This is a genomic window from Rhizobium sp. NFR12 (assembly GCF_900108545.1).
Taxonomy (GTDB): domain Bacteria; phylum Pseudomonadota; class Alphaproteobacteria; order Rhizobiales; family Rhizobiaceae; genus Neorhizobium; species Neorhizobium soli.
In genome coordinates this window covers 23,594-36,107 of sequence record NZ_FNWM01000006.1, presented here as the reverse complement: position 1 = coordinate 36,107, position 12,514 = coordinate 23,594, and the positions used below count along the sequence as shown (strand labels likewise).

Annotated in this window: 13 protein-coding genes and 1 pseudogene; 5 read left to right on the top strand and 9 right to left on the bottom strand. The window is 55.1% G+C overall.

Annotated features, from left to right (window positions below; genetic code table 11):
- Positions 1-29: 29 nt before the first annotated feature.
- A pseudogene (locus BLW69_RS20575) lies at positions 30-564 on the bottom strand (LysR substrate-binding domain-containing protein); the annotation flags it as partial.
- A gap of 59 nt (positions 565-623) precedes the next feature.
- Here BLW69_RS20575 and BLW69_RS20570 point away from each other — a divergent pair.
- Positions 624-1,175, top strand: coding sequence for a sugar O-acetyltransferase (locus tag BLW69_RS20570; RefSeq protein WP_092664760.1), 552 nt, complete (start codon positions 624-626; stop codon positions 1,173-1,175).
- A 158-nt stretch (positions 1,176-1,333) separates the two neighbouring features.
- Here BLW69_RS20570 and BLW69_RS20565 read toward each other — a convergent pair whose 3' ends face one another.
- The 5 genes from BLW69_RS20565 to BLW69_RS20540 form a co-directional block, all read right to left on the bottom strand.
- Positions 1,334-1,756, bottom strand: coding sequence for a helix-turn-helix domain-containing protein (locus tag BLW69_RS20565; protein ID WP_280141305.1), 423 nt, complete (start codon positions 1,754-1,756; stop codon positions 1,334-1,336).
- 159 nt (positions 1,757-1,915) lie between these two features.
- Complete coding sequence (locus BLW69_RS20560) at positions 1,916-2,215, bottom strand: hypothetical protein (RefSeq protein ID WP_092664755.1); 300 nt, start codon at positions 2,213-2,215, stop codon at positions 1,916-1,918.
- A 973-nt stretch (positions 2,216-3,188) separates the two neighbouring features.
- Positions 3,189-4,997, bottom strand: a complete 1,809-nt coding sequence (locus BLW69_RS20550) for a putative bifunctional diguanylate cyclase/phosphodiesterase (RefSeq protein WP_092664750.1) — start codon at positions 4,995-4,997, stop codon at positions 3,189-3,191.
- A 218-nt stretch (positions 4,998-5,215) separates the two neighbouring features.
- Complete coding sequence (locus BLW69_RS20545; RefSeq protein ID WP_092664747.1) at positions 5,216-5,608, bottom strand: response regulator; 393 nt, start codon at positions 5,606-5,608, stop codon at positions 5,216-5,218.
- Positions 5,609-5,789: 181 nt separating this feature from the next.
- Positions 5,790-6,521 (bottom strand): Crp/Fnr family transcriptional regulator, encoded by a 732-nt coding sequence (locus BLW69_RS20540; RefSeq protein ID WP_244508914.1) that lies wholly within the window; start codon positions 6,519-6,521, stop codon positions 5,790-5,792.
- A gap of 575 nt (positions 6,522-7,096) precedes the next feature.
- Between BLW69_RS20540 and BLW69_RS20535 the strand changes: the two genes are divergently transcribed.
- Positions 7,097-7,570 (top strand): Hsp20 family protein, encoded by a 474-nt coding sequence (locus tag BLW69_RS20535; RefSeq protein ID WP_092664742.1) that lies wholly within the window; start codon positions 7,097-7,099, stop codon positions 7,568-7,570.
- Positions 7,571-7,644: 74 nt separating this feature from the next.
- Positions 7,645-7,944, top strand: coding sequence for a DUF982 domain-containing protein (locus BLW69_RS20530; protein ID WP_092664739.1), 300 nt, complete (start codon positions 7,645-7,647; stop codon positions 7,942-7,944).
- Between the two features lie 171 nt (positions 7,945-8,115).
- Here BLW69_RS20530 and BLW69_RS22615 read toward each other — a convergent pair whose 3' ends face one another.
- Positions 8,116-8,331: a hypothetical protein gene (locus tag BLW69_RS22615; protein WP_139283908.1), complete on the bottom strand. Its 216-nt coding sequence runs from the start codon at positions 8,329-8,331 to the stop codon at positions 8,116-8,118.
- 985 nt (positions 8,332-9,316) lie between these two features.
- Between BLW69_RS22615 and BLW69_RS20525 the strand changes: the two genes are divergently transcribed.
- Both BLW69_RS20525 and BLW69_RS20520 read left to right on the top strand, forming a co-directional pair.
- Positions 9,317-9,538, top strand: a complete 222-nt coding sequence (locus tag BLW69_RS20525; protein WP_092664736.1) for a hypothetical protein — start codon at positions 9,317-9,319, stop codon at positions 9,536-9,538.
- Positions 9,539-9,580: 42 nt separating this feature from the next.
- A complete protein-coding gene (locus tag BLW69_RS20520; RefSeq protein ID WP_092664733.1) occupies positions 9,581-9,985 on the top strand; it encodes a PAS domain-containing protein in 405 nt (134 codons plus the stop codon).
- A gap of 135 nt (positions 9,986-10,120) precedes the next feature.
- Here BLW69_RS20520 and BLW69_RS20515 read toward each other — a convergent pair whose 3' ends face one another.
- Complete coding sequence (locus BLW69_RS20515) at positions 10,121-10,495, bottom strand: ArsR/SmtB family transcription factor (RefSeq protein WP_210184935.1); 375 nt, start codon at positions 10,493-10,495, stop codon at positions 10,121-10,123.
- Positions 10,496-11,621: 1,126 nt separating this feature from the next.
- Complete coding sequence (locus BLW69_RS20505; protein ID WP_092664727.1) at positions 11,622-12,383, bottom strand: EAL domain-containing protein; 762 nt, start codon at positions 12,381-12,383, stop codon at positions 11,622-11,624.
- Between the last annotated feature and the right edge of the window lie 131 nt (positions 12,384-12,514).

Sequence of the window (12,514 nt, the reverse complement as noted above, 5' to 3'; positions counted from 1 at the left end):
TTCACGCACGTTGCCACAATATATCGAGGCTAGCCCGCATGTGCAAAATCGCGCGCAGCCTGAATGAAAGCACTAAAGGCGGCAGGTGGTTTTTTCTCCCGGGGTAGTACAACGCTAACGGCGCCAACGATGGCGTGCAGTCTTCGAGAACGCGCACCAACCGACCGGCCGCTATGTCTTCACGTACATCGGCCTCCATGACATATCCGAGCCCGACGCCATTTTGAACCGCTATCCTGACTAGGCTCGGCTCGTCGAGGGTGATCGAGCCTTGCACGTCGATCTGGACAGCCTCTCCGTCCTTCTCAAATTTCCGCCGAAACAAGCGTTGTTGGGCAGGCGCGCGCGGATGCAGCGAAACCGATAGAGGTCGGCTGGCACCGTTGGAATGCCATGAGTGCGCAGGAAATCTGGTGACGCGACGACGGCATTACTGCGCTTGGTACCGAGTGGCACAGCGATCATGTCGGTCGGCACCAGATCGGCTGGCCTCAAGCCCAGGTCGAACCCTGCCGCAACAATGTCAACGATCCGTCCCCCTGTGACCAGATCGATATGCACCTGTAGCATTGCCGTACTACAGCGTATGAGTTTAAGACCTCTTCCAGTGGCACGAGCGGAGTATGCTTTTGAAAAGCGAACGCATGAAGATGGAAGCGGGAGAGTGGTATTGCTGCATCGATCCTGAGCTCGATGCGCTGCGCAGTTTGGCGAGACTTGCCGTGCACGCTCACAATAGTATGCCGCCCAACGAGCGGGGAGCAATGGCCCCAGAACTTCGCGTCTTGTTTGCCGAGCCGGGCAATGCTTTCATCGAGTCACCATTCCATTGCGCCTATGGAATGAATATCAAACTTGGAGACCGCGTTTATATCAACGCAGGCTGCGTCATACTTGACACCGCATTGGTCTCGGTAGGCGACGGCACGATGTTTGGACCTGCAGTCCAGATATATTGTCCAGAACACCACCAAGATGCGGGCCTACGCAAGGCGGGGCTCGAAATTGGGCGGCCTATCACCATTGGCAAGGATGTCTGGATCGGAGGAGGTGCCATAATACTTGGCGGGGTGACTATCGGCGATGGAGCGACCGTGGGCGCGGGCTCGGTAGTAACCCGGAGTGTGGCGACCGGGGTTACGGTTGTCGGAAATCCGGCGCGACCGATTCGCTGACGACGAGCTCACGGTCATGTTAAGTCCGATGGGGTATAGTGAGGTTGGCAATGCTATGATCACCCCGCCGGCTTCGGCCTGGTCGGGACATGATGCCCCGACTTTAAGGCGAATGTCTAATGGGGGAAACGGCGGTATCCGTTGGCAAGACACAAGCGCTACGCATCGGTACCACCGCTGTCGTCACCGTCCTGTCCGGGCTGAAGTACGAGTAGGAGCGAAACGATCTTCGAACGCATCGAACGCGGAAGCTTACTCATTGCATCGATGACGTCGTATCCTTCCTTGCTCGATCTATAGGACTGTTGACGTTCGAGGCTTGCCATGGATTCTCCAGCCATCTTGTCGCTGAGAGCCAGATCCTCGAAGAAGTACGTTATTGGCGTCTCAAGAGCGATCGCTATCTCGTAGAGCTTCGACGTGCTTATACGGTTCGTCCCTCGCTCATATTTCTGCACTTGCTGGAATGTAATCCCCAACCCGTCCGCGAGGTTTGTCTGAGACATTCCTACCTCGTTTCGCCGCATCCGGACGCGGCGGCCCACGTGAATATCGACAGGGTGCGGGCCCTCAGTGTTCATTTTGCCTCTGCTCATCAGTCCCTCGTGTTCAGTCGCGACTCAACGAGAGCCAAGCTGCCCATAGCACAGCCGGCCATCGAGTACATTCAACAGGGACGACGATGATAGCGACTTAATGGGTCTTCTATCTCGCGAAGTGACCCGGCGCTGAGGACAAGGTCAGTTTGCCACACCTGGAGCGATGCTTATATTGAAGGCAAAACTGACTGTGGCGACGCATCGTCCTTTTTCATCGCTGATGTTCACCTGCAAATTCTCTGGCGGCGGGAAGTGTTTACAGACAAACTGAGCAAGTGCGGTTACGCCTGTCTCAATGGCCTCATGCGAGTTGGTTGCTTCGATCTCAACTTCCGCCTCTTTGCCGTCCATAATGTGCAAATTGAAAATGGGCACCGGCTCTCCAATCTTCGTGACAACTGCCATAGAGTTCCAGCAAAGTACAATTTTTAGCAAGTACATTCGTAATTATTCCTGCAAAGGTTGCTGCAGCAGCCTAGAGCTAAGGATCTAGAGACATGTTCGATCGGAGGTTCGAGTCCTGGCGCGAGCGACGTAGCCTTTCGTCGTGAGGGACGATAACCACTCCCCTTCGCACGACATCGATCGCGTCGAGTTCACCATTGTCGAGAAAGCAATCAACCAGCCATGGGATTGATCAGCTATGTCGCGCTGAACAGACAGCGTAGCTGGCGATATCGTCCGATTGCGTCGGACATGTACGTCACCAAACGCGAACTCGCCATCATCGGCCCCGGAATGGAGGGACGCGAACAGCACGCATCCGTAGAGGGTGAGAACGACAGCCATTACCACCCAACCGTCACTGGTCCAAGCGAAGCATTAGTCACAACGTCGATCCATTTCTGGACTACCTCGGCTCCCGTGTCGTCCGGCAAGAGTTTTGGTGACGAAATCTCAAGTTCCCAAGGCATTGCGAGGATAAGGTACATCCAGTAAATTGCGACGAATACGCCGGAAGATAGCTTCTCGAAGTGATAAAGAACGTTGGGTTCCGAAGGCTTTTGGCGACAGCGTTTGCCCAGGCGGCGCTAAGCTCTGCTTGCGGGCTCAGAACCAGCGCGAAATAATAATCGCGTTCGAGCTGCCGGACGCGGCTGAAGCTACGAAGTCCTTGGGTGAACTCGCTGTCAGGGCAAAAGCACCCACATGACGGTTTCGAAGACAACGAGGACCGCAGGAAGCAGGCCGAGGAAGAGGTACTTCGTCCCGCCTGTGCTTCTGCGGCCTACGAAAGCGAACCGTCGGCGCGCGCTCCCCCGTTTCGGTCGGAGATTGTTGTTGCCTTTGTTGAGTGCTGATGAAGAACGTCGCAGCCTAAGCAAAAGGTGCCGGGGTAGCGCTGAAGCCGCCGGTACCGATGAGTCGCGAACATATAAGCAGGACATCCTGGCGCACAACGCGAAGCTGAAGGTTACGCTCGAAGTGGATGGTGACTGAGTGCGCCATGTTGACCATAGCTGGCCATCAGAACAGTCGCAGCATCTCTATCGACAGCTTTGGAGAACAGATATCCCTGCCCGAGCTTGCACCCGAACGACACGAGTTGCTCGAGCTGGGTCTCGGTTTCGATCCCTTCCGCCACAACTCTGAGACCCAAATTGTTTGCGATGCTGACCAACCCCTCCACGATCACGACTGCGCCGTCGTCCGGAACCAGTCTTTCGACGAAGGATTTGTCGATCTTGATGATGTCGACCGGGACAGTGAGGAGATGGGTGAGCGATGCGAAGCCCGTTCCGAAGTCGTCAAGCGCGACCCGCATTCCACAGCTACGCAGTAGCTTGATTTCGTCGGCAACCACATGGTCGCGTTGGCCAAGATAGACGGACTCGGTGACTTCGAGAATGACATGATCCAACGGAACACCGGCATCCGCGAAGACTGCACAGATCCGCTCCTGTAGCCGGCCCGCGTGAAAGTCCGCGGCGGAAAGGTTGATGCCAACGTGCTGGAGAGGCAGGCCCCGGTCGAGCCAGCTGCGCATATCACGCGCCACTTGTTGAAGCATGCACTGGGTTAGTTCGGCAGCGACATGGGCGTCTTTGGTTGCTTCGTGGAAGTTGGCAGCGGCGATGATGTCCCCTGACGCTGTCGACATCCGACATAACGCTTCGAAACCGACGACTTGCCCGGTATCAAGTCGCACAATCGGTTGGTAGTAGGGGTGTATGCGCTTCTCGACGAGGGCAAGACTGACCTGTCTGATCGCTCGAAAGCGTCGCGTTATTGCGGTGCCAAACCCGGGCCTGTGTTCGACAAACTGGCCGCGATTGCGCTCTTTAGCGTGGTACAACGCGACATCCGCACACTGGCGAACATGATCGGGTGTTTCCCCCGGTCCTGCGACACAACCGCCTAGCGTGGCGCTTGGAACGATGGCGTGACCGTTGCAATGCGCTTGTTCCTTGATCGTCGCAAGTATCCCTGCTGCAACTGTCGAGATTGATGATCCAACGCTACTTTCTACCACCACTGCAAATTCGTCACCGCCGATCCTGAACGCACGACCCTTGCCGACCGCAGCGGCTATCCTTGTTGCAACGATCTGGATGAGTTCGTCTCCGGCACCATGGCCGAACGTATCGTTGACGACCTTTAGGTTATCCAGGTCTGCCAGGATTACGCCCCAACCGCCCTCTAGGCGTTCGGTGTAATTCAGCAGAACCTGACTGAACTTTGCCCGATTGGGCAGTCCTGTCAGCACGTCGGTGTAAGTCAGGCGCTGACGCTCCTGGACCCGCTCCTCTCGCTCGATCGCGATCGCACAGAGATAAATGCAGGCGTCGACGATGCGCTGCTCTAGCTCGTTTGGTCCCCTGCACTCTCGGAAGTAAAAAGCGAATGTCGCGACGACGCGGTCCGCACTGAAGATCGGCGTCGACCAGCATGCCCTGAAGCCGAGCGGCAAAGCCACATCCCTGAAACTCGCCCAGCGGGGGTTATGTTCGATGTCTGTGACGGTTACTGCCTCTCCCTGGAAGGCCGCAGTGCCACAGGAACCCGCCGCTGGTCCGATGGGCACACCATCTAGCGCCGCCGAATATGAGGAAGGCAGAGATGGTCCAGCTAGAGGACTAAGGCGTTCATCTCGAACCGACAAAACGGAGCACACCGTCCCCGGAACCAAAGTTTCAGCTTCGAGGCATAGTCGATCGATCGTCGTCTGCAAAGCTTCGCCCCGGGCGATCATTTCGAGGATGATGTTTTGCAGATTAACCATCGGACATGATCTCCCTTGGACGCTAGTACGCTAGCAATTCGGCCTTAACTCATGGTTGCCGGTTCATATTGTACATTTCTCAGAACGGCTTTCTTCTAAGGCGCCCTATTTCGTTACGAGATGCGCTGCCATGCTCGGAAATAGGCTGCGTCTCGCTATCGCCAGCTGAAGGTCTACTCCTTGAGACAGGGGATTTTACGAGATTGCTGCGCGACCCTTCAACGGGCCGTCGGTGCCGCTGCCATTTGATGGAGTGTGGCGGTGATTGCTCCGATATCGTAGGGCTTATCGAAGAAAATAGCTCTGTCGGGAAGTGTAAGGTCGTGGTGACGCCCCCGGCCAGAAACAATAACGATTTGAATGGGGGGCCATCGATCTCTCACCGCGGCGGCCAGTTTCATGCCGTCAAGACTGCCAGGCATATCGATGTCAGTGAACACGATCCGTATGTCCATTCGCGTCTCTAATATCGAAACCGCGATGTCGGCATTGGCAGCCTCAATGACATCGAAGCCTGCTTCCTCAATAAATTCGACGGCCAATAGTCGTATGAGCGGTTCATCTTCCACGATTAGAACGATCGGTTTTTTTGGCTGCTGCGTTGGGTTCATAAAGGCGGTACCTGTCCGGTGAGAGCGGGTCTCACCGAAACCACTGCGAACGGTAAGCAGCTTCGAACTTACGGGTTCCTTTATATGTCAAATGTAGTAGTCCAAGACCCCGCGCTGATAGTCAGTGCTGCAAACTGGATCTGCAGGTCGCCTCAGGTTCGATCCGGAGAGCGGGACAGAACTAGCCATTCACGATTAAACTGCGAGTTGGTTGAAGATGTAGATAGTTGGCATTGAAGTCTGCAAACTCTCGCATGCGCCTGATATCTGGTATTTCGATGCGATGGTTCTGAAACGAAGCCAATCCGCGATCCCTTAGAAGCTTCAAACTTCGACTTACGTGGACAAGCGAAAGGCCGACCGTGTCCCCAAGCTCCTGTTGGGTGATCGGAAGCGTGAAGACATCATCATCGACCAGCCCTACGGCTTGAAGTCGAGCATGAATTTCGCAAAATAGATGTGCAATACGCAGTTCGGCTCGACGAGCCCCGAGATTGGTGACCCACTCCCGTAGCACCGCTTCGTCGACCAGCATTGTCCACCATAGCGCTCGCGTAAGCGCTGGGCGTTCGGCTACGATATCTAGAATGGACGGTCTGCGAATCTGAGCTACCATACAATCCGAGAGCGTAGACACTGTATGATCCATCTCGGCAAGCAGGGCGACGTGGAGGTCGCAAATGTCCCCGGGTACGAGATAGCTGAATATCTGACGGGTTCCATTTCCAACCACTTTATGCCGTATGGCGTACCCTTCCAAAATAACGTGAACGACGTCGGTTGAGGTACCTTCTTTGACGAGATCCGTCCGCCGCCTGATCCGTTTCTTTTGTTCGGTTAGCACCTCGATGAGGGCTTTATCGCTCTGGTTGAGCGGCCGAAAACACTCCAGTTTGCGGACGAAAGCGTTCAATACTGTCAACCTCCACTCGGACCCTATAGCGGTCTTGCGTCCATTTAGCATGGCCGAGGTGGTTCGACTATGTTGCGACTGTTATCGCCGCTGAACACGGACCGCGCGAAGCTACTAAGGCTCGTTCTTATGCTCGATGCCGTTAGACGTCCGAACAAGAGCCTGCCGAAGGTGCAACCTGCCTCACTGAGCGCTACGTTATCGCTTCTGTGGCTGACATCTCTAGCGCGTGGCATGACGCCTCTGCCGAATAATCCAAGGTACCAACAATCAACGAGCTTGGGCTAAGAGTCCAGATTTTGTCCCCGATGAAGAGGTAGGCCGCCCGTGCTGATTGAAGCGACTTACATAATCATGCGCCGAGGTTCCTGAAGCATTACAAGCGACTGAGTATCTGACCCGCGCAATCTAGAACATCGTCCGGATCAGAGTGATTTTTTTCGTAGCGACTCTTGAAGTGAAAAACCTGAAAAACCAAATCGATTGTCGCCAGCCGCTGTTGAAAGGGCTGGCCTTGCTGGGAGCGCCGCCTTTCGGCGCTTCTGTACCCATGTTGCTTCAAGGAGGATATGGCTATGGCAACATCTTACGACTACGCACCGCTGTTCCGCTCGAGCGTCGGTTTCGATCGTGTGTTCAATCTTCTGGAGAATGCCCAGCGCTCGCGCTCGATCAGCGACTGGCCGCCCTACGACATTGTTAAAACCGGTGATGACACCTACCGGATTTCGATCGCGGTGGCTGGATTCGCCCAGGAAGACCTCGACATCACGTTCCAGTCCAACCTACTGACTGTCATTGGCAAGAAGCAGGAGGCCCCTACGGATGGCTACTTGCATCGCGGCATTGCCGGCCGTCCCTTCGAACACCGGTTTGAGCTTGCCGATCATGTCAGGGTGAACGGAGCGGATTTGAGCAACGGCCTTCTATCGATCGAGCTTGTCCGCGAGATCCCGGAAGCGTTGAAGCCGCGCAAGATCTCGATACAGAGCACGCCTGCGTTAACATCGGCCGCTCCGACGCAGATCGAAGCACAGAAAGCGGCTTGATCGAGGTAGTCCACGCAACATGAGCGCCGTCGCGACGGCGCCCATCAGCATCCCGGGTTGGGAAGGAGAGAGCGATGAAACCCGATATGTTCAGGCAGCCTGTTTCCATTCTTGTCGGCCTTGGCTTTCCGGCCGAGATTTGCAGTGTCCTCGACGCCTACCGGCATCTCGTTGAATGGCCGGCTTCTCAGCGAGACGCAGCGCACTCAGTCGCGCTCAAAGCCTGCCGCGCCGCGCTCCAGGGTGAAATCGAAGCAGAGACCGCGCGGGGACTGTTCGTTGCCTTTGCCGAAAAGCACGATCTGCTGGCGCCCGAAACAAACGCGATCGCTGCGTCACGCCTGCGGCGCGACCGGGATCCGCACGTGCTGTGAGATGTAAGATGATGCAAGAAATGGCTTTCGGTCTGCGACAAGCGTGCAATCCTGACGGCGTGGGCGTGCGACGTCTACGACGTCGATTGCACGCCGCCCCCATGTCCTAGGAACACCGGAGCCGATTTTGATCGTGATGCGATGCGATGCCAGTCGTCCGAACAGTTTGCTTCAGGGTTTGCAGCTTAACCGCCAGGCCGAACTGGAGGCGTGATCAGCCTCTTTGTCGTGATCGCCGCCAGCACCATATTCTGGTGGCGAAATGACAAGCAGTAGCAACCGCCAGAGCGTTTTCTGCCGGTTAGAGTTCACACGGATATTCTTGAGGTTGCCCCGTTGCGGAACGATGGCTGAATGAATTTTGTCGTCGTTAACTTCGTGCAGCATGCACTCGGAACCAGTAACTAGCCTATGCCTTTCGCAAGAAAGGAGATGCTGATGGGTCATATTTCCACGATCGTCACAGTCGCGTTCGCGTTCATCGCGATGGGTATGGTGGCACTGGATTTTCTTGCTGATTGGTGAGCGAGAAGCCGGTTGGCTTTGTCTGAGCTTCGGTTTATGTACTCTCGCCATCGAATTTCATTCGGGCTGGCGGCCGGTGGTCTGGCGTTGCGGACTGCACTCTCGGGTGCGCGCCGGACCTCCGTGCCGGCGCTAAATCTAGCCTATGGCAAAGCTGGCCGGTCGTCGGTAACTTCGGGTCACCGTGGCGTTCCCCTCAATGCATCCACGGTAGCGGCTCGGCGTCGGTAGTCCCTTCCCTTCAAGGGCACCGGGCCTCACTTTTTATCATTCAATTTCAACAGTTGCTCACGCTGCACTCGCATGCTTACTGAACGTCAACTGCCTTCCAAAGGACGGGGGTAGTTTTGGAGAGCCGGTCGCGCCGCCGCAACATCGGCTCTCCTTTAGAACTCACTGTGCATCGTCTTTTATCGGTGACACGAGTCTCCGTGATGATCAGGGACCGTACTGAATAGCCGCCGCCGCAAGCTTTTGCTCCCGACATTTCGACTTTCCTAACTCTTCGTTGTTCAGACACGGCGATGGTTGAAAGGGCTGGCCGACGTCAGAGGAAGGGAATGTCGCCAAGGTTCGCAAAGGCTCAGGATATAGGTGACAGTCGCCTGTTTCATGGCGTTGCTTACTGCCGCGCTACCAGAGCTGATCTTTATCAGCTAGGTGCAAACTTTAGCTGTCTCGACGCCGAGCGCTGCGGAACAATTGGTGTTTTCGTTGAGGGAACAGGCAGGCAGATCACTACCGATCGATACGTGAATGCTTATAAAGCATCTAGTAGTATACAGCGGCTGCAAAACAGCGCATAAGCAAACAGGCACTTCGCCTAGTCCTTTCTTGGAGAGTGCTCATGCCTAAACATACCGGGTCTCGGCCGGTCACAGAAGTCGAACGTCTGCGTGCGGATCTGGATATCTTTCTGATGCGTACGAAAGGTGTTTCCCTGATGCGCGACCCTTCGCCTCTCGATCATGACCAGTTGAGTCCTGGCGTTTTGGCCACATTGCAAGTCCTCGAGGAAATCTACAACCCGCCCAGGATAAAATCTGAGCCTCTATTGAAAGAATATTAACAAGCGCTAAAGTTGCCCTCAGACGTAGCTGCAGGAGAAACAATGCGTCCGACAATCGACCTTAGTTTTGAATGTGTTCTTATCGGGGAACAGGTACCTGATGCTGGCTTTTATGCCTGGGACATTCCCGATAATATTCTGTACGCAGACAGTGCACTCGCAGCATTGTTTGGGCTCGACGCTGGTCTGGCCGAACGAGGCCTTCCAATTGAAAACTATCTGGAAAGGGTGCATCCCGACGACCGCCCGCGGTTAGCGAAGACGATTAGGGACAGTATCATTGGTCATCATCCGCAGCAGGAAGTCTATCGGGTTCTGGACATGAGCGGCACCTACGTGACGGTCGCCTCTTATGGACGCGGCTTTCTCGATGCAGCAGGAAGTCCAAACCGGTATGTCGGTATCGTCATTCCCGCGGCCCACGATATGCAAGGCATCACGCATTGATAGGGATCGGGCGAGGGTAATCGAGGTTAGTGTGTCTCGCCAACAGGGCCTGGCTTTTTTTGGGATGCAAGAGCTGCAGCTCTCCGCGCAACTGGTTTAATCAAGTTTGGAGGGTGTAGGCACGCCCGAGCCGTATCACGCTGCTTTAGACCGAATGCGACTCTTTCGAGGCTGAATTTCCCGCCGCGCTACGCTGGACGCCTCACGGCTCATGAGGCCGAGGCCGGCAAGCGTTTCGAGCATTGACACCACCGCGGCAGAATCTGAAGAGTAGATGACTTGTTGCGCCGAGCGCCTTGTCGTCACGAGCTTGGTTTCTCGTAGCATGGAAAGACGTTGTGAAAGCGCTGATTGCGAGATTTTCAGGTCGGAGGCTAAGGCGTTTACATCCCACTCTTGGAGAATAACGCGCTGTAGAATTCCAAGCCGCAAGGGGCTAGACATCAAGCTTAGGAGCTTCGCAGCTGTCTTCGGATTAAACGTATAGAGCTGGTCGGTTGTTTTGGACACGGGCAGTCACCAGAGTTAGAGCGTTAACAACTGTGCGCGTGTTGTTAAGAATAATTTACAGGTTGAGAATCCATCATCGGCGCAGTTGTGGCGATCACGGAGGGACGTCATAAGGCTGCGTAGCAATCGCGTTGCGATCATCGCATTAACCGTACGAGACCTGCAAGGCTCCGAGTTGCAGTTGCGGAGAGACGCGACGTTTAGCTAATCGATCACAAACGCAAGGTAGGAACGTAGATGTCCTGCCCAGGCAACTGAGCGGCTGCAAATCTGTGTCCCATAAGACAGGATTGCACAGCGCTTATCAGTTCGTCCGGGTCCGACGGCTTGCAAATCCAGACACCGTTTAGAAATATTCGATGGTTGTCGGTAGTCGCGCTCCTGCGGGCCGTGTGAATAACGAGCGGAACGCCCCGAGCGACAAGGACTTCTGCTACTGCGTCGCACTCTCCATCCCTAAGGAAGATATCGACAACGGCGACATCCGGCGTATTGGTCTCCAACCAGGTTAGGGCCTCTGCGCAAGACGCTAGACATGTTGCCAATCCCAACTGCGCGTCTGCAATCGTTCGCTCAACTTCGACTGCAATTAACGCCTCATCCTCCAGCAGCAAAATGTTGCACATCACTGTGGTCTCCTCCATAGGCCCCAGTTCAGTATACACCTGTTGTGCGAGGCTGTCTGGCTTGGTCACCTAGCGCACCATCCGCCAGTTGCATCGTTTGGGTCCTAGCGCTAAGGGAAAGTCAAAATCAGAAGTACTTCCGTCCCATTCGGCGCGGTAATCGACAGACCGGCACTGTGCAGCCGTCGATGGTTGCCGACACGAGGTTTGTCCGGTGAATCGGCGCCTGCGGCGATTATCACCCGTAAGCAATCCAACGTGTTTGTAGTCGTTGAGCAGGAACGTGATTTCAAGCCTGTAGTTTTCGCACCAGGTATGAGTGGTTAGAACGCGATGCCATGAGAGCCGAAATCAGTCTAGTTCGTAAGGCGTTCGGAGCAGACTAGCTGGTCAAGGCTGGTTACACCGTACTTCGTCGCGCCGCTTATGAAAGTCGCAGGTAGACCATACTAATGGCAGCGTGCCCAAAGTAGCTAGGCTCTATGGCGCCGAGCGTCGGGTTAAGCTACTTTGAGCAACGATTCATACTGGGGTGTTGCCAAAGACTCGAATTCCGGTCGGGCGATCAGGTAGCCCTGCATCAGTTTGACGCCGAGATCTGCGAGGACTTGGAGTTCGCCAACTGTCTCGATTCCTTCGCAGAGCGGCGTGACGCCAAGGTCGTCAAGCATTGCAACGGTGTGTTTGACGATCTTCTGCCGGGCAGTGTCCGTATCGATCCCGCGGATCAGCGCCATGTCAAGTTTGGCAATGTCCGGCTGAAACTCTGCCAACAATGCCAGCCCGGCATGCCCCGCGCCAAAATCGTCAATGGCCGTGCGGAAGCCCATATCGCGGTACGTGCGCAAAATGTTGAACAGATGAGCGGTATCTAGCTGCTCGTTCTCGGTAAATTCGAAGATGATGTTCTTGGTTGGAAACTTAGTGCGCATGGCGGCAGCCAGGGTCAGCCTTATGCAAGCTCGCGGCTCGTAAACCGCATTCGGCATGAAGTTGATCGACAGGCTGACGTTGTCGTCTTGACCGTATAGCGAGGAGGCCAGCTCAATAGCCTTGACGCGACATTGCTGATCAAAAGCATACCTGTTCGTCTCATCCACAGTCGACAGGACTGACCAGGCACCTTCTCCCGCCGGTCCTCGCACCAAGGCCTCGTGCGCAAACACTTTTTGTGCTGCGACATCGATAATCGGCTGAAACGCCATCGAGAATGATGTCTCGAATTTCTCACCGTTGCGACATTCGAGGCAGGTTTTAGACATCGACTTTATCCGGTTTCTATATTGTGGTTAGCATCTAAGCATGAAGGAACCCTTGCGAATATTTTTGAATCCGATTGCGCAAAACTCTTACTCGCCGCTGCTGGTACGATTAAACATTTGTACTTCGGAAA